Source organism: Paraburkholderia pallida, from assembly GCF_004524855.1.
GTDB lineage: Bacteria > Pseudomonadota > Gammaproteobacteria > Burkholderiales > Burkholderiaceae > Paraburkholderia > Paraburkholderia oxyphila.
Window position 1 is genome coordinate 428,597 of sequence record NZ_CP038151.1, and the last position, 26,348, is coordinate 454,944.

At 64.7% G+C, this 26,348-nt stretch carries 28 protein-coding genes, 2 pseudogenes and 1 riboswitch; of the genes and pseudogenes, 14 read left to right on the forward strand and 16 right to left on the reverse strand.

Annotated features, from left to right (window positions below):
* Positions 1-39: 39 nt before the first annotated feature.
* From E1956_RS36820 to E1956_RS36830, 3 genes are read left to right on the forward strand one after another with little or no spacing between them, the layout of a single operon-like run.
* Positions 40-1,086, forward strand: a complete 1,047-nt coding sequence (locus tag E1956_RS36820) for an ABC transporter substrate-binding protein (protein WP_134758294.1) — start codon at positions 40-42, stop codon at positions 1,084-1,086.
* Positions 1,087-1,106: 20 nt separating this feature from the next.
* Positions 1,107-2,078, forward strand: coding sequence for an ABC transporter permease (locus E1956_RS36825; protein WP_134758295.1), 972 nt, complete (start codon positions 1,107-1,109; stop codon positions 2,076-2,078).
* A 51-nt stretch (positions 2,079-2,129) separates the two neighbouring features.
* On the forward strand, positions 2,130-3,056 hold the full coding sequence (locus E1956_RS36830) for an ABC transporter ATP-binding protein (protein ID WP_134758296.1): 927 nt from the start codon (positions 2,130-2,132) through the stop codon (positions 3,054-3,056).
* A 25-nt stretch (positions 3,057-3,081) separates the two neighbouring features.
* On the opposite strand, the pseudogene E1956_RS47120 reads toward E1956_RS36830, so the two are convergent.
* From E1956_RS47120 to E1956_RS36850, 4 genes and pseudogenes are all read right to left on the reverse strand, one after another.
* Positions 3,082-3,276 (reverse strand): annotated as a pseudogene (locus tag E1956_RS47120) (AtzH-like domain-containing protein); the annotation flags it as partial.
* 59 nt (positions 3,277-3,335) lie between these two features.
* Positions 3,336-3,887 carry a YceI family protein gene (locus E1956_RS36840; protein WP_232072345.1) on the reverse strand — a complete coding sequence of 184 codons (552 nt, stop codon included), beginning with the start codon at positions 3,885-3,887 and terminating at the stop codon, positions 3,336-3,338.
* Positions 3,888-3,999: 112 nt separating this feature from the next.
* Complete coding sequence (locus E1956_RS36845; RefSeq protein WP_134758298.1) at positions 4,000-4,800, reverse strand: anti-sigma factor family protein; 801 nt, start codon at positions 4,798-4,800, stop codon at positions 4,000-4,002.
* A gap of 344 nt (positions 4,801-5,144) precedes the next feature.
* Positions 5,145-5,561, reverse strand: a complete 417-nt coding sequence (locus E1956_RS36850) for a plastocyanin/azurin family copper-binding protein (protein ID WP_134758299.1) — start codon at positions 5,559-5,561, stop codon at positions 5,145-5,147.
* Between the two features lie 434 nt (positions 5,562-5,995).
* Between E1956_RS36850 and E1956_RS36855 the strand changes: the two genes are divergently transcribed.
* Entirely contained in the window at positions 5,996-7,171 is a 1,176-nt protein-coding gene (locus E1956_RS36855; protein WP_134758300.1) for a TIGR03118 family protein, read from the forward strand.
* A 169-nt stretch (positions 7,172-7,340) separates the two neighbouring features.
* Here the strand turns inward: E1956_RS36855 and E1956_RS36860 are convergent, their stop codons facing one another.
* The 3 genes from E1956_RS36860 to E1956_RS36870 are packed head-to-tail and all read right to left on the reverse strand — an operon-like array spanning position 7,341 to position 9,086.
* On the reverse strand, positions 7,341-7,514 hold the full coding sequence (locus E1956_RS36860) for a DUF1289 domain-containing protein (protein WP_134758301.1): 174 nt from the start codon (positions 7,512-7,514) through the stop codon (positions 7,341-7,343).
* Complete coding sequence (gene dmeF, locus E1956_RS36865; RefSeq protein ID WP_134758302.1) at positions 7,514-8,806, reverse strand: CDF family Co(II)/Ni(II) efflux transporter DmeF; 1,293 nt, start codon at positions 8,804-8,806, stop codon at positions 7,514-7,516. The genes E1956_RS36860 and dmeF overlap by 1 nt, the downstream gene beginning before the upstream one ends.
* Before the next feature lie 7 nt (positions 8,807-8,813).
* Positions 8,814-9,086, reverse strand: a complete 273-nt coding sequence (locus tag E1956_RS36870) for a metal/formaldehyde-sensitive transcriptional repressor (RefSeq protein WP_028224360.1) — start codon at positions 9,084-9,086, stop codon at positions 8,814-8,816.
* 97 nt (positions 9,087-9,183) lie between these two features.
* Positions 9,184-9,362, forward strand: a riboswitch (yybP-ykoY riboswitch).
* A gap of 15 nt (positions 9,363-9,377) precedes the next feature.
* Between E1956_RS36870 and E1956_RS36875 the strand changes: the two genes are divergently transcribed.
* A complete protein-coding gene (locus E1956_RS36875) occupies positions 9,378-9,965 on the forward strand; it encodes a TMEM165/GDT1 family protein (RefSeq protein WP_134758303.1) in 588 nt (195 codons plus the stop codon).
* A gap of 135 nt (positions 9,966-10,100) precedes the next feature.
* Here E1956_RS36875 and E1956_RS36880 read toward each other — a convergent pair whose 3' ends face one another.
* The 3 genes from E1956_RS36880 to E1956_RS36890 form a co-directional block, all read right to left on the reverse strand.
* Complete coding sequence (locus E1956_RS36880) at positions 10,101-11,711, reverse strand: GMC family oxidoreductase (RefSeq protein ID WP_134758304.1); 1,611 nt, start codon at positions 11,709-11,711, stop codon at positions 10,101-10,103.
* Between the two features lie 275 nt (positions 11,712-11,986).
* On the reverse strand, positions 11,987-12,928 hold the full coding sequence (locus E1956_RS36885) for a helix-turn-helix domain-containing protein (RefSeq protein WP_167760249.1): 942 nt from the start codon (positions 12,926-12,928) through the stop codon (positions 11,987-11,989).
* Between the two features lie 218 nt (positions 12,929-13,146).
* Complete coding sequence (locus E1956_RS36890; protein ID WP_134758306.1) at positions 13,147-14,040, reverse strand: class I SAM-dependent methyltransferase; 894 nt, start codon at positions 14,038-14,040, stop codon at positions 13,147-13,149.
* 256 nt (positions 14,041-14,296) lie between these two features.
* On the opposite strand from E1956_RS36890, the gene E1956_RS36895 reads away from it, so the two are divergent.
* Positions 14,297-15,073, forward strand: a complete 777-nt coding sequence (locus tag E1956_RS36895; RefSeq protein WP_134758307.1) for an enoyl-CoA hydratase-related protein — start codon at positions 14,297-14,299, stop codon at positions 15,071-15,073.
* A gap of 53 nt (positions 15,074-15,126) precedes the next feature.
* Here E1956_RS36895 and E1956_RS36900 read toward each other — a convergent pair whose 3' ends face one another.
* Both E1956_RS36900 and E1956_RS36905 read right to left on the reverse strand, forming a co-directional pair.
* The gene (locus E1956_RS36900; RefSeq protein ID WP_134758308.1) at positions 15,127-15,561 is read right to left on the reverse strand and encodes a MarR family winged helix-turn-helix transcriptional regulator; all 435 of its coding nucleotides are present in this window, start codon (positions 15,559-15,561) and stop codon (positions 15,127-15,129) included.
* A 157-nt stretch (positions 15,562-15,718) separates the two neighbouring features.
* Positions 15,719-16,681, reverse strand: a complete 963-nt coding sequence (locus E1956_RS36905) for a helix-turn-helix domain-containing protein (RefSeq protein ID WP_232072347.1) — start codon at positions 16,679-16,681, stop codon at positions 15,719-15,721.
* 294 nt (positions 16,682-16,975) lie between these two features.
* Here E1956_RS36905 and E1956_RS36910 point away from each other — a divergent pair, with 294 nt between their 5' ends.
* The 3 genes from E1956_RS36910 to E1956_RS36920 all read left to right on the forward strand — a co-directional run bounded on the left by E1956_RS36910 (position 16,976) and on the right by E1956_RS36920 (position 19,640).
* The gene (locus tag E1956_RS36910) at positions 16,976-17,503 is read left to right on the forward strand and encodes an acyltransferase (RefSeq protein WP_134758309.1); all 528 of its coding nucleotides are present in this window, start codon (positions 16,976-16,978) and stop codon (positions 17,501-17,503) included.
* Between the two features lie 163 nt (positions 17,504-17,666).
* Positions 17,667-18,161 carry a nuclear transport factor 2 family protein gene (locus E1956_RS36915; protein ID WP_134758310.1) on the forward strand — a complete coding sequence of 165 codons (495 nt, stop codon included), beginning with the start codon at positions 17,667-17,669 and terminating at the stop codon, positions 18,159-18,161.
* Between the two features lie 258 nt (positions 18,162-18,419).
* On the forward strand, positions 18,420-19,640 hold the full coding sequence (locus E1956_RS36920) for an MFS transporter (RefSeq protein ID WP_134758311.1): 1,221 nt from the start codon (positions 18,420-18,422) through the stop codon (positions 19,638-19,640).
* A gap of 9 nt (positions 19,641-19,649) precedes the next feature.
* Here the strand turns inward: E1956_RS36920 and E1956_RS36925 are convergent.
* The 3 genes and pseudogenes from E1956_RS36925 to E1956_RS36935 all read right to left on the reverse strand — a co-directional run.
* Positions 19,650-19,847, reverse strand: a pseudogene (locus E1956_RS36925) (toxin-antitoxin system HicB family antitoxin); the annotation flags it as partial.
* Between the two features lie 2 nt (positions 19,848-19,849).
* Positions 19,850-19,990, reverse strand: coding sequence for a hypothetical protein (locus tag E1956_RS36930; RefSeq protein ID WP_232072349.1), 141 nt, complete (start codon positions 19,988-19,990; stop codon positions 19,850-19,852).
* A 9-nt stretch (positions 19,991-19,999) separates the two neighbouring features.
* Positions 20,000-20,734 (reverse strand): metallophosphoesterase family protein, encoded by a 735-nt coding sequence (locus tag E1956_RS36935; RefSeq protein WP_134758312.1) that lies wholly within the window; start codon positions 20,732-20,734, stop codon positions 20,000-20,002.
* A 228-nt stretch (positions 20,735-20,962) separates the two neighbouring features.
* Here E1956_RS36935 and E1956_RS36940 point away from each other — a divergent pair, with 228 nt between their 5' ends.
* Genes E1956_RS36940 through E1956_RS36955 form a run of 4 tightly spaced genes read left to right on the forward strand, consistent with a single transcriptional unit; the run spans position 20,963 to position 23,655 of the window.
* Positions 20,963-21,334: a GFA family protein gene (locus E1956_RS36940; protein ID WP_134758313.1), complete on the forward strand. Its 372-nt coding sequence runs from the start codon at positions 20,963-20,965 to the stop codon at positions 21,332-21,334.
* Complete coding sequence (locus tag E1956_RS36945) at positions 21,331-21,534, forward strand: hypothetical protein (RefSeq protein ID WP_134758314.1); 204 nt, start codon at positions 21,331-21,333, stop codon at positions 21,532-21,534. Before E1956_RS36940 ends, E1956_RS36945 begins: the two co-directional genes overlap by 4 nt.
* A 7-nt stretch (positions 21,535-21,541) precedes the next feature.
* On the forward strand, positions 21,542-22,282 hold the full coding sequence (locus E1956_RS36950; protein WP_134758315.1) for a response regulator: 741 nt from the start codon (positions 21,542-21,544) through the stop codon (positions 22,280-22,282).
* A complete protein-coding gene (locus tag E1956_RS36955; RefSeq protein ID WP_134758316.1) occupies positions 22,279-23,655 on the forward strand; it encodes a sensor histidine kinase in 1,377 nt (458 codons plus the stop codon). Before E1956_RS36950 ends, E1956_RS36955 begins: the two co-directional genes overlap by 4 nt.
* 78 nt (positions 23,656-23,733) lie before the next feature.
* Here E1956_RS36955 and E1956_RS36960 read toward each other — a convergent pair whose 3' ends face one another.
* Positions 23,734-24,705 (reverse strand): LysR family transcriptional regulator, encoded by a 972-nt coding sequence (locus tag E1956_RS36960; RefSeq protein WP_134758317.1) that lies wholly within the window; start codon positions 24,703-24,705, stop codon positions 23,734-23,736.
* 292 nt (positions 24,706-24,997) lie between these two features.
* Between E1956_RS36960 and E1956_RS36965 the strand changes: the two genes are divergently transcribed.
* Entirely contained in the window at positions 24,998-26,317 is a 1,320-nt protein-coding gene (locus tag E1956_RS36965) for an MFS transporter (protein WP_134758318.1), read from the forward strand.
* The last annotated feature ends 31 nt before the right edge of the window (positions 26,318-26,348 follow it).

Here is a 26,348-nt window from a genome sequence, read left to right on the forward strand (position 1 = left end):
CAAAGAAATGTAATGTTGCACTCATCCAGGAGATTTGCCATGAAGACGACCCGCAGCGTTTGTGCACCCGTCACGTCCGCAAGCCGACTTTTCACCCTGCGCCGGCGCTTGAAGCGCGCGGCGGGCGCCCTCGCGCTCGCCACCGGCTTCTTCGCGGCGCACGCCCAGAGCGCAAGCGCCGCGCCGCTGCGCATCGGCTATAGCGACTGGCCCGGCTGGGTGGCCTGGCAGGTAGCGATCGACAAGGGCTGGTTCAAGGAGGCCGGCCTCGACGTGAAGTTCGAATGGTTCGACTACGCGGCCTCGATGGATGCGTATGCGGCGAACAAGCTGGATGCCGTGCTCGTCACCAACGGCGACGCGCTGACGATGGGCGCGAACGGCGCGAAGAACGTCATGGCGCTGATCACCGACTACTCGAACGGCAACGACATGATCGTGGCCAAGCCGCCCGCGCGCCGCATCCAGGACCTGAAGGGCAAGAAGATCGGCGTGGAGTTCGGCGTGGTCGATCACCTGCTGCTGCTCGATGCGCTCCAGCGCGCCGGCATGAAGGAGAGCGACGTCACGCTCGTCAATGCGAAGACCAACGAGACCCCGCAGGTGCTCGGCTCGTCGGACGTCTCGGCCATCGCGGCGTGGCAGCCGAATGCCGGTGAAGCCTTGCGCCAGGTGCCGGGCGCGCGGCCGGTATTCACGTCCGCCGACGAGCCGGGCCTCATCTACGACGTGCTCGCGGTGAATCCCGTGAGCCTCGCGGCGCATCGCGACGACTACGAGAAGCTCACCAAGGTCTGGTATCGCGTCGTGCGCTATATCGACGACCCGGCCACCCAGGGCGATGCCGTGAAGATCATGGCGGCGCGCGTGGGCCTCACGCCGCAGCAGTATCTGCCGCTGCTCAAGGGCACGAAGCTGCTGACGTTGCCGGAGGCGCAGCAGGCCTATGCGAAGGGCGATGGCTTCCGCTCGCTCTATGGCTCGAGCCATGCCGCCGACGCGTTCAACGTGAAGTACCAGGTCTACAAGACCTCGCAGGACGTGAACGCCTATATCGAGCCGTCGCTCACGGGCGCGTTGAAGTAACGGAGCAAGAGGAGAACGCCATGGCCGAATTCAGCCAGACCGGATGGTTAGCCGTGCGCCGCGAGCTGTCGCCGCGCGGCAAGTGGATATTGGGGATCGGCGCGTTCCTGCTGCCGCTGTTCGTGTGGTGCGTGGTGAGCTATGTGCCGTTCGTCTGGCATCCGCAGGTGCTCGTCACGCAGCCGGGCAGTGTGGACTACTTCCAGTCCGGCATGCGCGTGGACAAGGACGTGTTCGCCGACGAGCTCGCGCATGCGCGCGCGTCGCACGCCGCGCTGCCCGCGGGCGTGCCGGCCAATCCGGTCTATCTGCCGGCACCGCACGAAGTGCTCGAGGCGTTCTACACGGCGTTCACCACGCCGCCCGCTTCACATGACGGCGTGTGGCTGCACCAGAGCCTCTGGCACAGTATCCAGATCATCTTCTGGGGCTTCGTGCTGTCGTCGGCGATCGGCGTGCCGCTTGGCATCGTCTGCGGGACCTACAGCGCGCTCGCGCGCCTGCAGGAGCCGTTCTTCGAGTTCTTCCGCTATCTGCCCGCGCCCGCTTTCGGTGCGCTGATGGTGGCGGTGCTCGGCATCTACGATGCGCCGAAGATCGCCATCATCGTGATCGGCACGCTGTTCCAGCAGGTGCTCATCATCGCGAACACCACGCGCAAGCTCGAATACGGCCTGCTCGAAGGGGCGATGACGCTCGGCACGACGCGCCTGAAGCTGCTCACGCACGTGGTGGTGCCGGGCGTCCTGCCCGACCTGTACCGCGACCAGCGCATCCTGCTCGGCTGGGCCTGGACGTACCTGATTGTCGCGGAACTCGTGGGCACGAGCTCGGGCATCACCTGGTACATCACGCAGCAGGCGCGCTACCAGCATTTCGACAACGTGTACGCGGCGATCATGATGATCGGGATCATCGGACTCGGCACCGATCTCGTGCTCGCATTCATCGGGCGCAGGCTCTTTCCGTGGGACCGCACGCTGAAGGCGTAAGCGCGTACCCGGCAGCGCCGTCTGTCGCATCGACTCTCAAGGACTTGCATCATGTTGAATCCGAAGACCGTTCCCGACTATCTCCTCCAGTCCGATGCGGTGCGCGCGCGCTTCGAGCGCCTGAAAGCGCGCGAACCGATTCTCGAAGTGCGCAATCTCACCAAGCGCTTCGCCACGCCCCAGGGCGAGCACACCGCGCTTGCCGACATCAGTTTCACGACGCACCGGCGCGAGTTTGTCTGCGTGATCGGGCCATCGGGCTGCGGGAAATCCACGCTGATCCGCATTCTCGCCGGTCTGGAGACGCCCACGAGCGGTGAGGTGTGCGTCAAGGGGCAGGCCGTGCGCGGTCCGGGCGCGGACCGTGGCATGGTGTTCCAGGGCTATACCTTGTTTCCGTGGCTCACGGTCAAGAAGAACGTGATGTTCGGACTGCGTATGAATGGGCAGGGCGCAGCGCAGGCCGAGCGCGAGGCGCTGCAATGGCTCGATCTGGTCGGGCTGGAGAAGTTCGCCGACGCGTATCCGCACCAGCTTTCCGGCGGCATGAAGCAACGCGTGGCGATTGCGCGCGCGCTCGCGAATCGGCCCGGGATCTTGCTGATGGACGAGCCGTTCGGCGCGCTCGACGCGCAGACGCGCTCGAAAATGCAGGCGCATCTGCTCGATATCTGGCGCAATGTGGACGTCACGATCCTGTTCATCACGCATGATCTCGACGAGGCGATTTTTCTCGCCGACCGGATTCTCGTGCTGAAGGCGCATCCTGGCGAGGTGCAGGAGCTGATCGAGGTGCCGGTCCCACGCCCACGCAGCTATGCGCAGTTCAATTCGCCGGAGTTCCTCGCGACGCGCGCGCGTCTCGACGCGCTTATCCATCCTCCTGTCGAGGACGAAGCGGACGACGAAGCAAACGACGAAACGCAAGTCCGTCCGCACATGATCCGGCTCACCGACGTGAATGATTCGGTCGAGTAGCGGCCGCCACCGGCATACCCGCCACTCATGCGAATGAGCGGGTATGCGAGCCATTCTGGATGCCAGGGCCTGTTATTAGCGTGAACAAGCCCTGACCCTCCATCCAGCTGACATGGGCGCTCACCACACGCCAACCTTCCGGCATCTTCACCCATGTCTGACTCTGCCTGCCGATGCGCGGATCGCCTTCGCGCCGGAACTCGATATTGGCGACGGCGTGCGCGCACGCATCCTTTCTTCACATGACCATCCGCACGTTTCGACGAGGCCGTGAATGACTCACGGACCCGGCCGTTCCCTGACGAATTCGGCCTGGATCCTCATGTGGACGTCGTCCCCGATCGCGGAGGACCATCGCGACAGCCCGAACGCGGTCCGGCTGAAATGGCCGTCGGCGGAAATAGTCAGTGTTCTGGGGACGCCCGGCGGATCACGCGGGTCTGCGTCGAACGTCACCGCGAACGCAACGGGACGCGTCGTTTCCCGGATAGTCAGATCGCCGACCAAACGTGCCGTGGCGGTACCGGTGCGCTCGCACCGCGTGCTCACGAAGCGAATGGCCGGATAGTGCGCCACGTCCAGCATGTCGCCGCCTTCGACGGTTCCGGCGACGAACGGCTCGCTCGCTTCAAGGCTGGTTGCGTCGATTGTCACCGTGACGCGGCCCGCGCCATCCCCCTTGAACCTGTCGAGCTGGCCGCGCATGCGGCTGAAGCGCATGGTGAGCTTCGCATGCCAGGCGTTCGTGACGTCGAAGGTGACACCTGAACGGTGCGGATCGAGCCGATACTGTACCGACGGCACGGACGCGTCGAACGGATCGGCACTCACCCCGACAGTTGCCCACGCAGCGCAGGCGAACGCTACGATCGCGGTTGCGCATGGGCTGACACGACGCATGGTCGTGCCTCGCCGACGAATGGGATGGCGATCTCGCAAACTGCTACCCCCACTTTTCGGGATGTCCGCCAAGCTCGCGGCAGACGTCAACCGCTATCCTGCGCAATGGACCCTCCGCCATCTGGCCGGAGAGCGCATAGCCGATGTGGTCGTTTGCCCAGCTGAACGTACGGCGATCGCCTCCGCGCAAGAGGCGGATGTCCATCTCGCGCTGGGAGACCGGACTCACGTAAAGCGAAAGCCGCGCACCGTTCCCGTCCTCATACATCAGTTGCGCGGCTGGCCCGGCCGTGCCAGGCAACAGGCGCCCACCCAGCAGTACAAAGCCGTACTCCCGGAGCGACGGCGCGGAGAGCGGATGATTCAGGCGTTTAGAGAGCCAGTCGACGAGCGCCCCCTCGCGCGCGGCCCCCGCCTCCACCGGATGACGCTGCTCGGGCGCGTAGACCACATAAGCGAGGTCAGCCTGCTCGGCGAATGACATCTGCGCGTTCGGCGGCGCAATCTGCCAAAAAATTGCACCGGCAAGTCCCGCAAGGGCAGTGCCGGCTGCGAGCGAGCAGGCGGCGAACGCCGCGCGGCGCCACCAGATTGTGCGCGCGCGCAGCACCACGCACGGCACGCTCGCCTGCGCGGCTGGATCAGCAGCAAACAGCACCCGCAAGGCAGCCCGCTGTGCGCGATAGTGGGCGACGGAGCATGCAGCCCACCGGTCGACGGCGAGGCGATCTGCCAGCGCCCAGCGTTCCGCTGCCGGCAACTCGTTGTCGACGAAGGCCGATAGCGCATGCAGCACCGGCTCGCTGGAGCCGGACGCGGCCATGGGCTTGAGATCGTCGCTCATAGGGACAACTCACTGCTATCAACAACGCGCGGTTCATCGTTTTTAGAGAACTCGTGAAAAACGCGGAACGGATCGATATCAACGCGGCATGGCATCGAAAAATTCGGGCGCGCTGCACGCGCATGGAACCTGACGGACTGTGTGCAGAAAAAACGTTCCGTGTGCGCCTTTTATTCCGCTGTTCCTGAAGGCGAAATTGACCTGCCAGGGTCGTTCAATCATCCCGTAAGGCACGGCACAAGACCGATCCCGGCCGCCCGAAGTATCGGGCGGCGCTCGGAGCCATTCTGTCCATAAGAGCAGGTGGGCGCCGAAGCCGTTTGCCGATTCACGGCGCCATGACGTCAAGGCGTCACGGCGAGTGCGGTATGCATGCCTGCAGCATAGTGTCCGGGCTTGTTACAGATCAGGACGTAGTGTCCGGGCGTGAGCCTGAATGACATGTGCTTGCTCTTGCCTGGTGCGATATCCTCGACTTCCCCCACTTTCCTGAGCTTTTGCTCGGGCACCTGGCCCTTGCTGAGCGGCAGTGCGTCATCGGCGAGGTCCGTTTTGAGTACCACGAGTTCGTGCTCCATATTGTTGTCCGCGGCATTTTTGACGTCGATTGTGACGCGACCGGGCTTCACGTTATGGGTGTCGAGCTGTATGGAGGTCGATAGCAGGATGGCCTTGACGGTTTGCTGTGCATAGCTGGCATGCGATGTCATGCCGAGCGCGGCTGCACCGATGAGAACAGCGATTCCGTAAGCGAGACGCATGGCAATCTCCTTCGAATCAAAACAGTGTGCCCGTCGGTCGTCGATCGATTGCCGTACGCCATTTTGTCGAGCACGCGGACGGCCCTGCCTGAGCAACGGCATATGCGCTTCCTGCAGGGGGGCTGTATGCGCAGTAAACGTGAACCGCAAGTGGCGTATTCCAGGATGAACGCGCAGGCAATGGACCATCGTGCAGAACACCGGGTGACGCTGATTGCGTCCGGCACGCTCATGCGTGCTCCCATTTTTTGGTTGTGCGAAAGGAATAGCCACGTGGGTTGTGCGTTGTATGCCACTCGCTTTTAGCTAGCCGGTTCAGCCATTGCAATTACACGAGATCGCCCGGGAAATAAACCCTCCGTTGCCGGAATAAACCTCGCATTCTCCTCGTTCCAGAAACGTTACGTCCTTTGGACAGAACAGGGAGTACGGTCATGAAGTCTCCAGTCGACGTGTTCGGCGTCGTAGCATGCGCAGCGGCCATCGCGACGCTCGTGTCATGCGGCGGCGGCGGTTCCAGTTCGAGCCCTTCAAATCCGCCGGTCCAGTCGTCGTTCGCTGTGACGGCGCTCGTATCGGATGGCGCGGTGGCCGCCGCGCACACGGATGCGAATCTGAAGAATCCTTGGGGCGTCGCCTTCAATCCGAACGGATTCGCCTGGGTCGCGGACAACGGCACCAATGTCGCGACGCTCTATGACGGCAACGGCGTGCCGCAATCGCTGGTCGTCGCGATACCCGACGGGAAGAACGGCCCAGCATCACCCACCGGCATTGTCTTCAACAGCACGCAAAGCTTTACTGTCACGGAGAACGGCAAGTCCGATGTCGCCGCATTCATCTTTGCGGGCGAGGGCGGCACCATCACGGCGTGGGCACCCGCCGTCGGGCCGACCAGCGTGTTCGTCATGTACGACGACGGCACGGGCGGCGCCGTGTACAAGGGTCTCGCGCTGGCAGCGATGAATGGCAGCAACTTCCTTTACGCGACCGACTTCCATAACAACAAGATCGACGTCTTCAATACGACGTTCACCAAGGTCGCGATGCCGGACGCCTTCACGGACCCGGCGATCCCAGCCGGCTTTGCGCCGTTCGGCATACGGGCGATCGGCTCGAGTCTGTTCGTCACTTACGCGATGCAGGATGCGGCCAAACACGACGATGTCGCGGGCGCGGGTCTCGGCATGGTCGATGTGTACGACACGGCGGGTAACCTGAAGCAGCGCTTCGCGACGGGCGGCGTGCTCAACGCGCCCTGGGGTATCGCGCAAGCGCCGGGCAACTTTGGCTCGATGAGCGGCGCGATACTGATCGGCAATTTTGGCGACGGCACGATCAACGCGTTCAATGGATCGAGCGGCCTGTCGATGGGGCCGCTCAATGGGTCGAACGGCAGTCCGATCGTCGAGCGCGGCCTGTGGGGCATCGCGTTCGGCAACGACCTCAGCAGTCAGCCTTCCAATACGCTGTTCTTCGCGGCGGGGCCGAATGACGAGGCTGATGGCGTCTATGGAAGGATCGATGTGATTCCGACGTCGAACCCAGGCATGAACACAGGTTCGGGTACCGGCACTGGCACGAGCGGAGGGACGGGCATGGGCATGTAGTGGAGACCGCGCACCAGGCTTTCGCTCCGCTTCGACGGTTTGTTGTCACTGAGCGGACACAGGGCGTGATCCGCATCCGCTGCGTCACGGGCGAACCGGCCGCGCCGTGACCGGTTCGCCCGCATCCGGCTTGACCGCATCCGGCCTGACCGGGTGCGGCTGCCGGCGTCTAGCGCGCGACCTTGGCCTGTCGCCGGGACCGGTCGTTGAGGATCTGATGGCGCCGATGGTCGGTCATCTTTTTCCAGTCCCGGACTTCTTCGCGAGTGCGAAGGCAGCCGACACAGAGCCCGGTTTTACCGTCGAACGCGCATACATCGATGCAAGGCGATTTGGCTGCCATCAATAGGCCGCGGCGCGGGTCGGATTGATTTCGACCGTCACATGCGACAGTCCCCTGAAGCGCTTGAGCGCCGCGTGATAGAAGTCCGGGTTGCGTTGGGCTTCATGGGTGACGACCGATACGATCGCACTCATGTGCCCGGGGCCGACACGCCACAGATGGAGGTCGAGTACGGTGTCGCCATTGTCCTCGATGACATGACGGACGTTCTCGGCCATGCGCCGGTCCGGATTCATGTCCAGCAGGATGCCTCCCGTATCGCGCATCAAGCCCCATGACCAGTTCGCAATCACCAGCGCCCCGACCACGCCCGCGAGCGGGTCCATCCAGAGCCAGCCAAACGCGCGCGCAAGCACGAGGCCGATGATTGCCAGCACCGACACGGCCGCGTCGGCGATCACATGAACGTAGGCAGCCCGGATGTTGTGGTCGCGGCTCGCGGCATCGTGCGCGTCGTCGTGACCGTGGTCGTGCTCTTCGAACTCGATTTCGTGCTCGCCATCGGGCAGGCGGACAACTGCCCTGAATGCGTGCGGCTCAGGAATGTCCTCTTTCGATTCCAGATAGCCGTTGCGCTCGGCAAATGCAAACGTCTGACGCGTGCCGTCCGGGCGAATCGTTACGACAGAGACACTATCGGACGTGAGCTTCGAATTCGCTGTCTCCGGCGTGATACGAAACACCGGCGGGACGCCATCTTCGAAAATCGACACCGCAAACACGCCGGCGGTGCCGAAGACACGCTGGACCTCGTCGTCGTGGCCATGCTCGCCTTCATGCCCATGCCCGTGGCTGTGCCCGTGGCTATGTCCATGGCTGTGCCCGTGATGGTCGCCGCTAAGCAGCCACACGCTTGCAAGGTTGACCAGCAGGCCAACCACGGCAATGGGAATGGCCTGGCCAAAGTGGATCGGTACCGGTGAGAAGAAGCGCGAAACGGCCTCATACCCAATCAGCAGGGCAATCATGGCCAGCACGATGGCACTCGTAAAACCCGCGAGGTCGCCCAGCTTGCCGGTGCCGAAGACGAAGCGGGAATCGGTCGCGTGCCTGCGTGCGTACGTGTAGGCCAGAGCGGCAATCAGCATCGCGCCTGCGTGCGTCGACATATGCAGGCCGTCGGCGACGAGCGCGAGGGAGCCAAAGAGGCTGCCGCCGACGATCTCGGCCACCATCATCGCGCTGCACAGCGCAATCACCATCCAGGTCCTGCGCTCGTTGTCCGCGTGGGCGGCGCCCAGGAAAATGTGGTCGTGTCCCGCCCCGAAGGCGTCGTTCGTAAAGTTGCTCATGTTGCGCTCACTTGAAGTAGCTGTGGACTACCTCGATCAACTGTTCGGTGCCGCTGCCGTGTTCGTCGGCGGGCTCGGCGTCGACCAGATGGGTGCGGATGTGGTCCTCGAGCACAACGGCGAGTAACCCGTTCATCGCCCCCCGACAGCTGGTGACCTGCTGCAGCACATCCATGCAGCCGCGCTCTTCCTCGAGCGCGCGCTCTATGGCTTCAACCTGCCCCTTTATCCGGCGAATGCGGTTAAGCAGCTTCTGCTTTTCGCGAATCGTATGGCTCATGCCTGTTCTCCCGTTAGCGGGCGCACTGTAGCACAGATAGGGTAGGGGGGTATACTAAAAACGAACTTGCGCCCTCAGGCGTCCCGCTCTTATAATCGCGGCACTCTTCGGGGAGTAGCCGCTCTGGACGCGATGTCTGGAGGCGCACGTCAACATACTTGTCGGCCGACTGGCGACATGGCGTGTGCAGCGCAAGCCTGGCAAGACCGATGACGTACATTCCCACCTGGCCGGGTCGCGGGAATGTGTGTCATCGCGTGTTGACTGCGCGGCCCGGTAACGACAATCCCCATGGAATCCTTTCTCGTATCGACCAGCGTGGTCGCCCTCGCCGAAATTGGCGACAAGACTCAACTGCTCTCGCTCGTCCTGGCGGCCCGCTATCGCAAGCCCATTCCGATCGTGCTTGGCGTCTTCGTGGCAACGTTGGTCAATCACGGCTTCTCGGGCGCGCTGGGAGCGTGGCTCGCAAATGTCATCAATCCCCATGTCATGAACTGGGCCGTAGTCGCCTCGTTTGCGCTGATGGCCGTCTGGATTCTCATTCCGGACAAGCTGGACGATGCCGATGCCGTCACAAAGGGGCATATGGGCGTGTTTGGCACGACGGTCGTGACGTTCTTTCTCGCGGAGATGGGCGACAAGACGCAGGTGGTGACAGTCGCGCTGGCTGCGCGATTTCACGAGTTTTTTGGCGTCGTGGCAGGCACGACGCTGGGCATGATGCTCGCCAACGTCCCGGTCATCTACCTTGGTCACAAGTTTGCCGACCGGCTGCCGACCAAGGCTGTGCATGTGCTTGCCGCGATCATCTTCGTGGTGCTGGGAGGGTTCGCGCTCAGGACGGCGCTGTATCCGGATGCGCATCCGATGTTCTAACGCCTCTCGGGGCACGTGTTTCTGCAGCGACAGTGCTGGGCGAGCGTATCGCCCGTGAGCTCGAACGGATTGGGCGGGACGAGCGCAAGCCCCGCGAGACGACTTCCGTAGAAGGGCCGGAGCGGGATAGCAGTGCTACGCCGCAGCTTGCTTCGAAGCCGCGCGGATCATATCGGCAGCCTTTTCAGCGATCATGATCGTGGGAGCATTGGTGTTGCCGCTGACGACAGTCGGCATGATCGAGGCGTCCACGACGCGCAGCCCCTCGATGCCGTGGACGCGCAACCGGGCATCCACGACGGCGAGCGGATCGTTGCCCATCTTGCAGGTGCCGACCGGGTGGTACTGGGTGTCGGCGCGGTTGCGGATATCCTGCTCGACGGCGCGCTGGTCGGATTGGTCGACGGGATAGAGCGGCTTCGCGCCCAACGCCTTCAGCGGCGGCGCCTCGAGAATGCGGCGCTGCAGATTCGCGCCCTTGAGCATGACGGCCATATCCGCGGGATCAGAAAAGAAGCGCGGGTCGATCCGCGGCGCGTCGAAGGGATCGGTCGTGGCCAATGTCACCTTGCCCCGGCTCTTCGGGCGCAGAACGTCGACGTGGCAACTGAAGCCATGTGACAGATGCAATTTGCGAGCGTGGTCGTCCACGATGGCCTCCACGAAGATCATCTGGAGGTCGGGCGCCGGCACATCGGGGCTGCTGCGCACGAACGCGCCCGCGCCGGCGTAGGGCGTGGTCATCAAACCCTTGCGCTCGCGGCGCCATTGCGCAATCCCCTTGACCACACGCGCACTGCCGCCGAGCGACATGCCGAATGTCTCGGGGCTGCCCGCCATCGAGTAGCTGTAGACGTAGTCGATATGGTCCTGGAGGTTTTCGCCCACACCGGGCAGATCGTGCACCACGGGTATGCCCATGGTTTGCAGTTGAGCGCCGGCACCGATGCCGGAAAGCATGAGGATTTGCGGCGAGCCGAAGGCGCCGGCGCTCAGGATCACTTCGCGATTGGCCTTGAGGTCTCGCGTCTCGCCGCCAATCTTGACGCGCACGCCAATGGCACGGCTGCCTTCCAGCAGCAAGCGCTCGGTTCGCGCGCCCGTCATGACCATGAGGTTGGTTCGCGCCAGGTTGGGCGTGAGATAGGCTTTGGCCGCGCTGCAACGTTCGCCATTTTTCTGCGTGACCTGGTACATGAAGGCGCCGTCGCGATCCACTCCGTTGTAATCCGCAACGATCGGCACGCCGCAGTGCACTGCGGCCTGCAGGAATCGTTGATGGATGGGGCTGGGAGCGTGGAGATCCGCCACATTGAGCGGGCCGCCCCTGCCGTGGAACGCGTTGTCGATCGTTTCGTTATGCTCGGATTTCCTGAAGTAGGGGAGCACGTCCCCGAACGACCAGCCCGGGTTGCCCTGCGCCGCCCAATTGTCGTAGTCCCAACGATCGCCGCGCACATACAGCATGGCGTTGATGGAACTGGATCCGCCAAGAGTCTTGCCACGCGGCTGATATCCGCGCCGTCCGTTGAGGCCCGCTTGCGGCACGGTCTTGAACGCCCAGTTATGCAGGCGCGTCGGCAACATGGCGACCACGGCCGCGGGCATCTGGATCAGCGCGCTTTTGTCCGAATCCCCGGCTTCAAGCAGGCAGACGGTGGTGTGGGGGTCTTCGCTCAGACGGCTGGCGAGCGTGCTCCCGGCAGACCCGCCGCCGATCACGATGTAGTCGAAAGAAGTATGCATATCCAGGCAGGTAGATAACGGAGGACGCCGGCGCAATGCAGTCCGGCCTGCCCGTGATTTCCTGGACCGGGGCCGCTAGCGATATGCGCTTGTCGGGTTGTCGTTATGGAACCGGGCCCGGGGCGCCAGCACGCCAGCGGCGCATCGTCATACGTGCATGCGGCTGAACGAGAGGCTGCTGTGGGCGGGCCGGCCTTAACCGATGAGGAAGTCTGGAGCAGGCGCGCCGGATCGACTATCCACTTTTCGGCAAGTTGCGCACGCAGCCGTGGGTGTCAGGGGAAATCCCAGGTATGGCCGGCGCCATGGATGGGCTGGCGCAAGGTGTCCGAAGGACGTTCGTGAAAGAGCTTCGCGTATTCCACAGCAAAGCGGCCCAAATGGAAGAAGCCCCAACGCGTGGCGACTTCGGTCACCGAGGTCGTGAGTTCGCCGCGCAACAGTTCCTGCCGGACGGCCGACATGCGCCTCAGGATCAGGAACCGGCGCGGGCTGCAGCCGAACGCCTCCTGAAAGGCGCGTTCGAGCGTCGACAGGCTCGTGTGCGCGGCCTGGCACAGGTCGTCGATACGGACTAGCGGGCCACGCTGGGCGTCGAGGAAGTCCTGGGCGCGCCGCACGATCCGCCATCGTTCCCCGGCATCGAGAAATGCGCCGCGGCCCGCTTGCCGGCCATTCAGCTCGCCGAGCAAGACCGAAAGGATGTCTTCGTGCGCGAGCGCCAGTTCCGCATTCGCCTCATCGGTCCCTGCGCCGTTGGCCAGCAGCACAGATGACCAATGCTGCAGCGTACGCATCATCGCGTCGCTGTATCCGGTCAGGCGCGAACCACCGCTGCGCGACGCGAGCCCCAGATCGACGCCGATGGCGTCGAGCCGTTCGCGCTCCACCTGGATGGACACCCACTGCGGTTGCGTGGGCAGGCAGAGCACCAGTTCGCTGCCTTCCGGCGCGACCACCAGCAGCCCGTTTTCGACGGGGGTGCCGAACAGCCGCCAATCGCCCTTGCCACTGAGCAACATGCCCAGCGTGACCCGGTTGCGGTTGAGCGCGCCTCGCGCCATGACAGACAGGCTGTAGTTGCCCCAGTCGACCTGGAGCTCGCGGCTCGCACTGTGGGCGATCGTGCCGCGGAATTGTCCGACCTCCAGCTGGACGTGCTCCAGCACACCCTCCTGGAGCGCCTCGCGCAGGGTGTGCGGGTCGAATCCGCTCAAGCGGGTCTTCTGGCGAACGTGACCCGATTGCGGAAATGAGGGAGAGATGGGGGGCCGCATGATGACGAGCGCGCGTGGGCTACAGCCTTCCGAGTCGAGGCGAGGGCTTTATTCTGACATGGCGCGGCCGCGAGAACCCAATCCGCGTTGTCGTGCGGCGTTCAGAATACGCTTCGTTTCAAGGCGTCGTTTCGATATCGAATACTTGACGCGTTGCGTCATGGCTTGATGAACCTGAGCGTCATGCGATCCGATTCGCCGATCGCGGCATAACGCGCGCGGTCCACGTCGCCGCCCTTGTAGCTGGGCGGCAGTGACCAGACGCCGTGCGGATAGTCCTTGGTGTCCTTCGAATTCGCGTTGATCTCGCTGCGCGCGGCCAGCACGAAGCCCGCGCTCTGCGCATGCTCGATCACATACTCTTCGGTCACATAGCCGGTATCGATCATCTGCTGCACGGTCGTGCCGCGCCGCGCGCGATGCTCTTCGACGCCGAGCACGCCGCCGGGCTTCAGCGCGACATAGAACGCGCGCAGGTTGTCGTCGATCTGGCCATCCTTGATCCAGTTATGGATGTTACGGAACGTGAGCACCTCGTCGAACTGGCTTTGCGCGTCGAAGCCCTTGAATTCGCCGGCGTGCAGGGTGCCCACCTTGACGTTGCCATAGAGCGCGGGGTTCGCCGCGAGCTTGTGCAGAAAGGCGGTGTCGGTCTCGCGGTCCTCGGCGGCCAGATCCGCTGACGTGCTGACGTATTGGGCCTCGTAAAGATGGCCGCCGTTGTGCAGCCACGGCGCCAGGATATCCGTGTACCAGCCGCCGCCCGGCGCGATTTCGAGCACCGTTTGGGTGGGCTCGACGCCAAAGAACTGCAGCGTCTCCTTCGGATGTCGATAGACGTCGCGCGCTTTGGCCCGCTCGCTACGCTGGGGACCGGCGATTGCGGCATCGAGTGAAGCGGCCGCCGCCGGTAGCGCCTGCGTGCTGGGCCCGGCCTGCTTCGTGGGCGTCGCGCATCCAGCCGCGAAGAGGGCGAGAGACGCCGTGGCGATGGCAGCAGTGCGTTTCAGTGCGAGACGTGTGGAGACAAGATGGCGTTGGACCGGATTCATGGGCGCGAGTGCGGGTTTTGGATAGTCGACACGATACCCGCTTATGCGCACTCGTGCTGGCCGGAAGGGTCGCCCGCGCAGCCGCAAGCTCGCCCGGAATCGCTCGGCGCGAGCTTGCGGCTGCTGCGCACCCATCCAGGCGGCTTCGATTTCAGGCATGTTTACTTCGCATGCGAATTTAAATATACTTCGTATGCGAATCATCTGCGAAGATGATGTTCCGAAAGAACGCCGCTTGGCTTTCAGGAGAAAGGTAATGATGCAGGCGATCAAGGCAGAGCTTTTAGAGGGTGTGCTGACCGTAACGATGTCGCGGCCGGACAAGAAGAATGCGCTCACGAACGAGATGTACGGCGCACTCGCGGACGCCGTTGCGCGGGCGAACGCGGATGACGAGATCCGGGCGCTATTGTTTCAGGCCGATGGGGACATGTTCACCGCGGGCAACGACATTGGAGAATTCGCGGCTCAGTCGGCAGGCAACGGCCCGCAAGAGCGGCATGTCGAGCGCTTCCTGCGGGAACTCGCGACGGCGACGGTGCCCATCGTCGCGGCAGTCCAGGGCAAGGCCGTTGGCGTGGGCACGACGATGCTGCTTCATTGCGACTACGTGCTGCTCTCCGAGGACGCGCAATTGATCACGCCCTTTGTGAATCTCGCGCTGGTGCCTGAAGCGGCGTCGAGCCTGCTGTTGCCATTGCGGATCGGACATGTGCGGGCGTTCGACATGTTCGCGCTAGGCGATCCGGTTTCCGCCGATGCGGCTGTCGCATGGGGTCTTGCGAACAGGAAGACCTCGGCGGCGGAACTGCGCGCGGAAGCGAGGAAAGTTGCGGAGAAGATCGCCGCGCGCCCGGCGGGGTCGCTCACGGCAATGAAGCGATTGATGCGCGATGCGGCACAGCTGGTCGCGCAAATCGATAGCGAAAGGACCGTCTTTGCCGATCGGCTGGCGAGCGCAGAGGCGAAAGAAGCCTTCGCGGCTTTCGCCGAGAAGCGCAAGCCCGACTTCACGAAATTGGCTCGACAATAAAAGGCTACGCGGTCAATGCGTGAAGCAGGGCGCGTCTCGCGCCCTGCGATTGTTTAAGCGGCGTCTTCGTCGATAGCGGGGAACTTGTCCTGCAGGCTGGTCAGCCAGCGTGCCACGATGTCGATTTCGGCGTCCGTGAACCCATCCGTTAGCCTGGCGTTCAAATCGGCGAGACTGGCTTTAGAGCGCTTGACCGCCGCTCGTCCCTCTTTGGTCAACCAGAGGCGCGAAACGCGGCGGTCGGACTCGTCGGCATGACGCTCGATGAGTCCGGCCCGTTCCGCGCGATCGACGAGGCCGCTCATGCCTGGCGCCTTCAAATCGAGCGCGGCCGCGGCTTCATTGGTCAGCGCGCCGTCGTTCTTCGCCAGAAAAAAAAGCAAGCCCGCTTGTGCCGCCGTCACGCCGCCCGCCCACGTGCGCGCCTGCGACCAGCGATGGAGGCGTCGCTGCCCCACGTTCAGCAGATAGACGAGCCGATGATCCATTCCTCTCCCTCATGTTGCGATCCGGCATCGTAAAGCCGGTCGGATGATTGTACGCATGCGAATGATACATCGGCCTGCCATCGCCACTGGCGTTGGAGGTGGTCATGTCCACAGCGTTGAATGTTTGCCTGTGACAGCGTTGTCCGTATCCGTGGACTCACGCCTGCGCGCGCACTTGAGACCGGTAGTGGCTGGGTGCGCGTCCTGTCCAGCGCACGAATGCGCGTCTGAACGCTTCTTCTCCGCCGAAGCCAAGATGACTGGCGATGCGCGAGACCGGCCAGTCCGTATCGCGCAAGCAGCGCTCAGCGGCCTCGCGCAGCGAGCGTTCGCGCAAGGTCAGATAGCTGACGCCCTCGGCAGCGAGCCGCCGGCGCAATGTGGGTTCGCTGAGCCCAAACCATTCCGCGAGGTCCTGCAACGAGGGTAGCGCGTGTCCGCGCTCGAGCGCGCCATCCAGAATCCCACGTGCTTTTTGTGCCCACGTAACGACTGTGGGTGCTGCATCGACGATCTGAAAGGGGAATTGGGCCAGGAAGCCTTCCAGCTCCACCGGCTGACGCACGACTGGGCGCGAGAGCAATGCAGTCTCGAAAGCGAACCCGTACGTTTTGGCATCCACCGTGACCGGCGCATTGAACAAACCGAGCAAAGGCATGACGTCGCTGCGTTTCGGGTGAGCCAGCCACACCCGGGTCAAGCGCAGCGGTTGTGCGATCAGCCAGCTGAACAACTGCAGATAGCAAAGCAGGCCCGTTACGTCGACAAGACTTGCCCCGGTGCTGCGTGTCCGGCGCAACGAGTCCATTTCGAAGACCGACTCGTGCTCCTGCACGGACAGCCGCAACGCTCCGGCCCGGGGATAGAGCATCTGGCAAAACGAGGCGGCGCAGCGGATCGCTTCGTCTAGCGTCCGGCAGGTCACGAGGCACCTGCACATCATGTCGACTTCTTCCTTGCGCATCGGCGGGTGGCCGTCGTTGTGGGCCACTTGCGCCTCGAGCCGCTCGATCACATGGCGATACAGCGCGGTAGCACTGTCCGAGGGGAGATCGGTAATGGCACTAGCGACCGGCGCTGCACGCGTGTGGGCGTCGCTCCGACTCAACTCGTCGCGCAAGCGGACATCCAGCCCTGGAAGCGCGCGCCTGGACTTGTGCTGGGAAGGGGCTTTCATTTTGATCCGTATAGACCGACGCTGCGCCGTTGAGTGATCGGGGCGCCAGTGCGAGTGCCCGGCGCGGAACTCAGTATACACACGGGCCGGCTGGCGTCGTTTCGTCTAATGAACAGGATAGGGCGCGGTGTTCGCGGACCTGAACGAACGCGACGACCACTCTGCGAAGCGATTGAACGCTGGAATTTGATCGATGGCTCCGTTAAGGTGGTGCCCTCAACTGCAACGGAGTCCTCTATGGCGCTTTTCGAATTCAACGGCATGCGTCCTCGCGTCGATGCATCCGCGTATGTGCATCCTTCCGCGGTCGTGATTGGAGACGTGAGCATAGGCGCGCATTGCTATATCGGCCCGCACGCCAGCTTGCGCGGCGACTTTGGGGCGATCGTCATTGAAGAAGGCAGCAATGTGCAGGATAGCTGCACGCTGCACGTCGGCATTCGCGAGACCTGCCGGCTGGGCGTCAACAGCCATATCGGACATGGCGCGGTCGTGCACGGCGCCCATCTCGAGCCCGATGTGATGATCGGCATGAATGCCGTCATCATGGACGGCGCCATCATTGGCCGGCAAACCATCGTTGCGGCCTGCGCTTTCGTCAAGGCGGGCTGGGACGTGCCTGCCGCCGTGCTCGTGGCGGGCGTGCCGGGGCGCGTCGTGCGGCCTCTGGACGAAGCGGAGATCGCGGGCAAGGCAGCGGGCACGCGGCTCTATCAGCAACTCGCCAAGGACTGTTTGCACTCGATGAAACGGATCGACGGCTAGGCGAGAGAGGGGCCGCCGTGCCGTTTCCCACCGCTGTGCCGTTTCCCACATTAGCCGTCGACGGATTTCGCGGCGCATCGTCCGGCTGGACGATGCGCGCTTGCGTGGGCGCCTTTACCGTGGGGTTCCGGAATCCGGATTCTTCCGGAACTCAGGAGACCGTATGAACCCGATGGATACGCTGGAAGCACGCTTGCGCGCGCTCGAAGACGCCGACGCGATTCGCAGCCTCAAGGCGCGCTATTTCTCCTGTTGCGACCTGAAGGATCCGCACGGCATGCGCGAGTGCTTTGCGCCTGGCCCGGTGCGCATCGACTATGGGGCGATCGGCGTATTCGACGACCGTGACGCGCTGGTTGCCGTGTTCGAGCGGCTGGGCTGCCATCCGCATATCGTGGAGATGCACCACGGCGTCAATCCGCAGATCGAGGTGATCGACGAGCGGCATGCACGCGGCAAGTGGGGGCTGCACTATCAGATGCTCGACACGCGCGAGCGCGCTTTCACGCAGCTTGGGGCGTATTACGAAGATGAGTACCGCAAGATCGACGGCAAGTGGAAGATCGCCGCGACGCGTTGTGTCGTGACTTCCACGCTCGTCGGGAGTTACGACCCGGCGTCGCCGGGCGTGCGCTTTGCCGGGCGCCAGGCGGGCTAGCCGCTCGGCGGTGCTTGGGGCATCGGCTTTTCACGCATCGTGCAGAACCCGGCGCTATTGTGCATGGACGTGCCGCGCAGACACGCGGCAACGAAGTATGAAGCTCGCCATTTCAGGTCGACTTCATATTCCGTAGAATGCGTGCATGATCCAGCGACACGCCGATGCCTTCCCCGAATTGAACCCCGCGCGCGCGGACGAGTTGCGCGCGCTGGCCGGCCGGCTCGATCGGCGCGTCCACAACCGAAGGCGCGGCTCATGAGCGACCCCGCCTCCGGCATGTTCCGCTCGCTGCGCAGCTTCAACTACCGGGTGTGGGCGGCGGGCGCACTGGTGTCCAATATCGGCACCTGGATGCAGCGCACCGCGCAGGACTGGCTCGTGCTGACCGGCCTCACGCACCACAGCGCGGCGGCGGTGGGCGTGGTCATGGGCCTGCAGTTCGGGCCGCAGCTGCTCTTTCTGCCCTGGTCGGGCTATGCCGCCGATCACATGGACCAGCGGCGCCTCCTGATGATCACGCAGGCCACGCTCGGGGTGCTCGCCCTCGCGCTGGGTGTGCTGACGATTACCGGCGTGGTGCAGCTCTGGCATGTCTACGTCTTCGCGTTCCTGTTCGGCAGCACGACGGCATTCGATTCGCCGGTGCGGCAGACCTTCGTCTCCGAACTGGTCGGCGACGCCGATCTGGCCAACGCGGTCGCGCTCAACTCGACGTCGTTCAACGCCGCGCGCATGATCGGGCCGGCGGTGGCGGGCGCGGTGATCGCATCGGTGGGCGTGGGCTGGGCGTTCGTGCTCAACGGGCTGTCGTTCGTGGCGGTGCTCGTGTCGCTCACGCGCCTGCGCACGCAGGAGCTGCGCGTGCGCGCGCGGGCGAAGCCCGCCAAGGGCAGCCTCGCGGCGGGCCTGCGCTACGTGTGGGCGCGCCCGGACCTCAAGGCGATCGTGGTGATGCTGTTTCTAATCGGCACGTTCGGCCTCAATTTTCCGATCTTCATCTCCACCATGGCCGTGCGCGTCTTTCATGCCGATGCGGGCGGCTATGGCCTGCTGTCCTCGATGATGGCGGTGGGGACGGTGACGGGCGCGCTTTTCGGCGCGCATCGCAGCAACCCGCGCTTTGGCTCGCTGCTGATCGCGTCGGCGGTGTTCGGCGTGGGCTGCGCACTGGCTGCGGTTGCGCCGAGCTATGGCTGGTTCGGTGCGGCGCTGGTGCTGATCGGCATTGCGGCGCTGACCTTGATGACCGAGACCAATAGCCTGATGCAGCTCTCTACCGAGCCTTCGATGCGCGGGCGCGTGATGGCGATCCGGCTGGCCGTGGCGCTGGGCGGCACGCCCATCGGCGCGCCGATGGTGGGCTGGGTGGCCGACCACTGGGGGCCGCGCTGGGCGCTCGTGGTGGGCGCGGCGTCCGGTGTTGCGGCGGCGGCGGTGGCGGTGCGGGCGCTGGCGGTGGCGAGGCGGGGGCGCTGACGCGCGTTACGCGATGGGTTCGGGGACCTTCTCGCCGCTTGCGTTCATATCGCGCACGACGTCGGCGACGACCCGGCGGATGCCCGTTAGCGCCGCTTCCGGCGTTTTGTCGAGCCATGAAAGAGACGGAAACTCTGCACAGAGCCCGACATGCTCCCTATCCTCCGGGGACCACGTGATGCGGTAGGTGTAGTGATCGTGGGCCATGGTTACCCTTCCTTCAGTTTGTCGAGCGCTTCAAGAACCTGTCGCACCTGATACACCTTGGCCTTGCCGCGCTCGTTCTGGATGTTCACGCGTGGATCGCCCGGCCAAGGGGTTTTGAAGATCGCGTGGCTGGAGCCGGACAACACGCTGTTTCAACAACGTCCCTCACGCAACGCCATCACCCAGTCGGGCCGCCCATTGGCGCGCGCCAGATCCGCCGTCGCGTCCCAGTCGTACTCGACCGCATGGAATTCGGCATCCCAGCCTGACTTCGTGCGCGTGACGGTTGCATAGCGCGCGTGCGGCGAACCCGTTTCGATCCGATGCGGCCACGGCAGGTCGTCCTCATAGGCCTGCAGTCCCACGCTGCCCGGATTGACGACGAGACGCCCGTCGCCGAGCATCGCGCTGCGCGGCACATGCGTATGGCCGCAGAGAATCAGCCGCTCGGGGCCGTCGCCCGCGCGGCGCTCGACTTCCGCCTGAGTGGCGGCGCGGCATCCTGCTTCGGTCACGGTCTCGAGAAAATAATCGAGATCGCTTTCGGGCGTGCCGTGAACCAAGAGCACCTCGTCCGCGATGCGCAGCGTGGCCGGCAACTGGGCGATCCAGTCGAGCTGATCGGCGCGCAGCGCCGCGCGTGCGAAGCGATCGGACGTTCTCATCCCCGCGAGATCGTTGGCAAGCAGTTGGCGCTCGTGATTGCCGCGGATGGTGGGCAGATCGAGCGCCATCAGGCGGTCCGCGGTCTCGGCCGGCGAGATCGATCCGGAGACGATGTCGCCGAGATTGACGATCAGGTCGGCACCCTGCGAGCGGATATGGCGCAGTACGGCGTCCAGCGCGGGGAGGTTGCCGTGAATGTCCGAGAGTGCGGCGATTTTCATGGCATGGCAATGAGTGGGAGAAGCGCACATTCTCGACGATGGCAGCTTGGGCATGCAAGCCGGATGAATCTGATACCGTGCGTCCTGCGCGACGCGGAAACTCGCGAATCGGCGCCAACGTGCAATGTTTTGTATCGGCCGTACGCACAGATACATTGAGATACATGGCGCCGCGCGCGCTGCGCTATAAAGCATCCATCGCAATCGACGCATCGAGGAGAACGCAGCATGAATGCAGAGATCCAGCATGGTTCGTGTCACTGCGGGGCCGTGCGCTTCGAGGTCCGCACCGCGCTCACGCCCGCCTCGCGCTGCAACTGCAGCCTGTGCCGCCGCAAAGGCGCGCTCATGTCGCCGCCGTTTGCCGCGGGCGAGCTGACCATCGTGAGCGGCAAAGATGCCCTCACGCTCTATCAGTTCAACACGCGCGTGGCGAAGCACTACTTCTGCCGGCATTGCGGCATCTATCCCTTTCATCAGACGCGCAAGGACCCCGCGCTCTGGCGCGTGAATCTCGGCTGCCTCGAAGGCGTGGACGTTTACTCGCTGGAGGCCGGCCTGAACGACGGCGCGAGCCTTTCGGTGGTGGAGGACGCATGAGGCGGCTCTTTGCAGTGCTCGCGCTGCTGGCGGGCGGTCTAGCGACCGAGGCGGTGCATCCGCTCTCGTGCACGCTCGCCACGCTCACGCGGCGCGAGAAGATCGCGCCCAATGGCGGCCGCAAGTCGCTGGGGCGCGGCACGGGCGGCTCGAGCGGCGGCTCAAGAAGCGGCACAGGCGCCGCCACGCGCGGAGTATGATCGGCGCATGGAAAAGAGCGACCACATTCTGATCGTCGACGACGATCGCGGCATTCGCGAGCTGATTGCCGACTACCTCGAAAAGAACGAGATGCGCGTGACGCTGGCCGCGAACGGGCGCGAGATGCGCGCCGCGCTCGAAAACGGCGCGCCCGACCTCATCGTGCTCGATCTCATGCTGCCGGGCGAGGACGGCCTCGTGCTCTGCCGTGACCTGCGTGCGGGGCGTTTTCGCACGGTGCCGGTGCTCATGCTCACGGCGCGCAGCGAGGAGACCGACCGCATCGTCGGCCTCGAAATGGGCGCCGATGACTACCTCGCCAAGCCCTTCGCCGTGCGCGAGCTGCTCGCGCGCATCCGCTCGGTGCTGCGCCGCGCGCGCATGCTGCCGCCGGGCATGCAGGTGAGCGAAACGGCGTCGATGCTCGGCTTCGGCGAATGGCGGCTCGACACCACGGCGCGCCACCTGCTCGACGAGGAGGGCACGCTCGTCGCGCTCTCGGGCGCCGAATACCGGCTGCTGCGCGTGTTCCTCGATAACCCGCAGCGCGTGCTCACGCGCGACCAGTTGCTGAACCTCACGCAAGGGCGCCAGGCGGACGCGTTCGACCGCTCGATCGACCTGCTCGTGAGCCGTTTGCGGCAGCGCCTGCGCGATGGCGCGCGCGAGCCGCGCTACATCAAGACGCTGCGCAACGAGGGCTATGTGTTCTCGGCGGCCGTGAACGTGATCGAAGGGCCGCAATGAGCACGGCAAGCCATGATGCGCAGCGCGGCGACACCGCCGCCGCTGGCGCGCGACGCCATCTCCTGCGCTGGCCGCGCACGCTGTTCGCACGGCTCGCGCTGATTCTCTGCGTGGGCCTCGCGCTCGCTCAGACGTTGTCGGTCTGGCTCACGCTCACTGAGCGCGACGAGACCACGGCCAACATGATGATGGATTACGTCGAGCGCGAGGTAGCCAGCTCGGTGGCGCTGCTCGACAATCTGCCGCCGGCCGAGCGTGCCGCCTGGCTGCCGCGCCTCGCGCGGCGCAGCTACACCTTCGTGCTCGGCCCGGGCGTGCCCGGCGTCGCGCCCGACGCGCAGCTCTCGCGGCGCTACGAGTCGGCCATCGAGAAGGGCATCGGCAAGCACTATGCGCTCACGGCCAATGCGATTCCCGGCGAGCGCGAGCACCTGCAGGTGCATCTGCGTCTGACCGACGGCTCGCCGCTCACCATCGACGTGCGTCCGCAACCGTCGCTGCCGCTCTCGCGCTGGCTGCCGCTCGTGCTGTTCGTGCAGCTCGTCGTGCTGGCCGTGTGCTGCTGGCTTGCGGTGCGCATCGCGACGCGTCCACTCGATGCGCTCGCGCGCGCCGCCGACGCGCTCGGTCCCGACCTCAAGGCCGAGCATCTGGAAGAGGACGGCCCCTCCGAGGTGGCACGCGCCGCGCGCGCCTTCAACGCGATGCAGGCGCGCATCGCGGGCTATATGGCCGAGCGCATGCAGATTCTCGCGGCTATTTCGCATGACTTGCAAACGCCCATCACGCGCATGCGCCTGCGCGTGGACGTCATGGACGACGATACCCAGGGTACGAAGCTCAGGCAGGACTTGCAGGAAATGGAGCAGCTCGTGAAGGAGGGCGTGGCCTACGCGCGCACGCTGCACGGCGCGGCCGAAGTGCCGATGCGCGTGGACCTCGACGCGCTGCTCGACAGCCTCGTGTGCGATTACACCGATGCCGGCAGCGACGTGCGCTACGAGACGCGCGCGCCGCTCGCGATGGTCACGCGCGCCCAGGCGCTCAAGCGCATCGTGGGCAACTTCGTCGACAACGCGCTGAAGTTCGCGGGCGCGGCGGAGATTGCGCTGATCAAGGGGCCGGGCGACGCTCAGGTCACGATCTCGGTGCTCGACCGCGGGCCCGGCATTCCCGAGGCCTCGCTAGAAGCGGTGTTCGAGCCGTTCTACCGGCTCGAAACCTCGCGCAACCGCGGCACGGGCGGCACGGGCCTCGGCCTGGCGATCGCACGTCAACTGGCCGTCGCAATGGGGGCGCAGCTTTCGCTGCACAACCGCCCGGGCGGCGGCCTGGAAGCGCGGCTCGTGTTGAATGGCCCGCGCAAGGCCTGAATCGAGGGGTTTTGCGTGCGCGGGCGCTTGTGCCGATAGCCCGGCCGAGTGCCTGATTTTCAGCCCCGCGTTGCTTCGTTACGTCTGCGCGCCACTTCCTTTGCGCCCGCGCGCCGCCGCTTGCGCCGCGAGACGCGGCGACACCATCTTGCGTCCGCGATGGCGAATCTCCTTGCTGAATTCGAGGCAGGTCTGCGTCATCAGATCGGGCGAGCGATACACCATGAAGACGTGATAGTCCGGTAATTCATCGCGGATCGGCAGGGGCTTGAGCGCATCGGGATTCAGCGCGAGCGGGCCGGTGCGGCCATAGAACACGAAATCGGACCACACGCTGATGAGATCCGTGCAGGTGGCGAGCTGCAAGCCCAGCAGGTTCGAGCTGCTCTGCACGACATTGCGCGGCATCTCCAGCCGGTGCAGACGCATCAGGCTCGCGAGCGGGCTGCCGGGGTCGTCGAGCGGATCGAGCGTGAGCCATTCCGCATCGACGAGCGAGCGGATGCTCGTCGTGCGCGCGAGCGGGTGGCCGGGGCGCGCGGCCACCAGCATGCCTACCGAAAAGAGCGGCTCCCACTGAAACGCGCCGGTGCCGGGGCCGCTATTCGTGGAGATGAGCGCGAGATCGAGATGGCCTTCGCGCAGGCCTTCGAGGATCTGCTGCGGGCGCAGTTCGTAGGCGCGGATCGCCACGGCCGGAAAGCGCTCGCGAAACGCGGCGATGGCTTCCGGCAAGGGGCCGCTAGAGGCCACCGCCGAGAAGCCGATATTGAGCTGCGCCTCGGCGTGGCCGCGCATCGATTCGATGTCTTCCAGCGCATGCCGCAACTCGTGCTCGACGACGCTCGCACGCTTGACGAGCGCGCGCCCATAATTCGTGAGGCTCACGCCGCGCACGGAGCGCGAGATGAGCGTCACGCCCAGCTCGCGCTCGAGCTCGGCGATCGCCTTGGAAAGCGCGGGCTGCGAGACGTGCAGGCTGCGCGACGCCTCATGCATGCTGCCGTGCTGCGCGAGCGCGAGCAGCACGCGCAACTGGTGCAGTTTCATCCGATGATTCCTCCAGAGCGTCGCCCGACGGGCGCTTCGCGGGCCGATGAGCGTCGGTACTTATCCCGATGGCCGCTGCACGATGGTTATGACGGTGATTCTATCTGGTTATCACGATAAAAATTTCTCACTTCTTTCAAAAGTGAACCTTGCCTGAATATCGACCAGCGCCTGCCGTTTGCATGGAAGTCAACACGGCCGCATGCGCGCCATGAGCGCATGAAGGGGCACGCCGAAGGCGCACGGCGCTTGCCACGAACGCGACGTTCAACCCTGCTTGCGGAGATCCGCCATGAATGACGCTACGCTCAGCGCCGCCGACGATACGGGCGCCATCGCGCACGCCGCCGCTCCCAGCCACGCACCGGCACGCCAGAGCCAGTTCCGCCTCATCGCCGCATGCTCGATCGGCAACGCGCTGGAAATGTACGACTTCACGGTCTACAGTTTCTTCGCGCTCCTGATAGGCCGGCTCTTCTTTCCCTCGGACAGTCCTTTTGGCTCGCTGCTGCTCGCGGTGGCCACCTTCGGCATCGGCTTCGTGATGCGTCCGCTCGGCGGCCTCGTGATCGGCAGCTACGCCGACCGGCGCGGGCGCAAGGCCGCGATGACGCTCACCATCGCGCTGATGGTGGCGGGCACGCTGTGCATCTCGCTGGCGCCCACCTATGCGCAGGCCGGCGTCTACGGCTCGCTCGTGCTGCTCGCGGGGCGCCTGCTGCAGGGCTTTTCGCTCGGTGGCGAGATCGGCGCGGCCACGTCCATGCTGATGGAGTCGGGCTCGGTGGGGCAGCGCGGCTTTCGCGTGAGCTGGCAACTGGGCAGCCAGGGCATCTCCGCGCTCATCGGCGCGCTCACGGGCGCCATGCTCTACGCCACGCTCTCGCCGCATGCGCTCGAAAGCTGGGGCTGGCGTCTGCCGTTCCTCGGCGGCCTCGCGATCGCGCCGGTGGGCCTCTATATCCGCGCGAAGCTCGACGAGACGCACGAGGCCGCGCCCGATGCGCCCAGCCCCCTTGGCACGCTCATGCGCGAGCACGGCAGCAAGGTGCTCAAGGGCATCCTCGCGGTGACGGCCGGCACCGTCAGCATGTATCTCGTGGTCTTCTTCATGCCTACCTACATGATTCGCGTGCTGAAGATGCCGCCTTCGCTTTCGCTGCTCTCGGGTTGCGCCACTGGCATCACGATGCTGGTCGCCTCGCTGGTCTCAGGGCGTCTCGCCGATCGCCTCACGCGGCGCAAGCCGCTCGTCATGGCCTCGCTCGCTTTCAACCTTATCGCGGTGGTGCCGGCGTTCTGGCTCATGACGCGCTTTCCCAGCGTGCCGCTCGTGCTCGCGCTTTCGGTGCTGCTGACGGCGGCTTCGAATCTCGGCTCGACGCCGATGCTGCTCGTGCTCATGGAAATGCTGCCCGCCTCGGTGCGCGCGAGCGGCCTTTCGGTGATCTACAGCGTGGGCGTGACGGTGTTCGGCGGCAGCTCGCAGTTCATCGTCACCTGGCTCATTGCGAAGACCGGCAACCCGCTTTCTCCGGCGCTCTACATGGTCGCGTGCGGGCTCGTGACGCTGCTCGCGGTCTGGCGCATAGAGGAGCGCCGCGTCGACTGAACACGCGGCAGGCGCCATTGCGCCTTCTGAA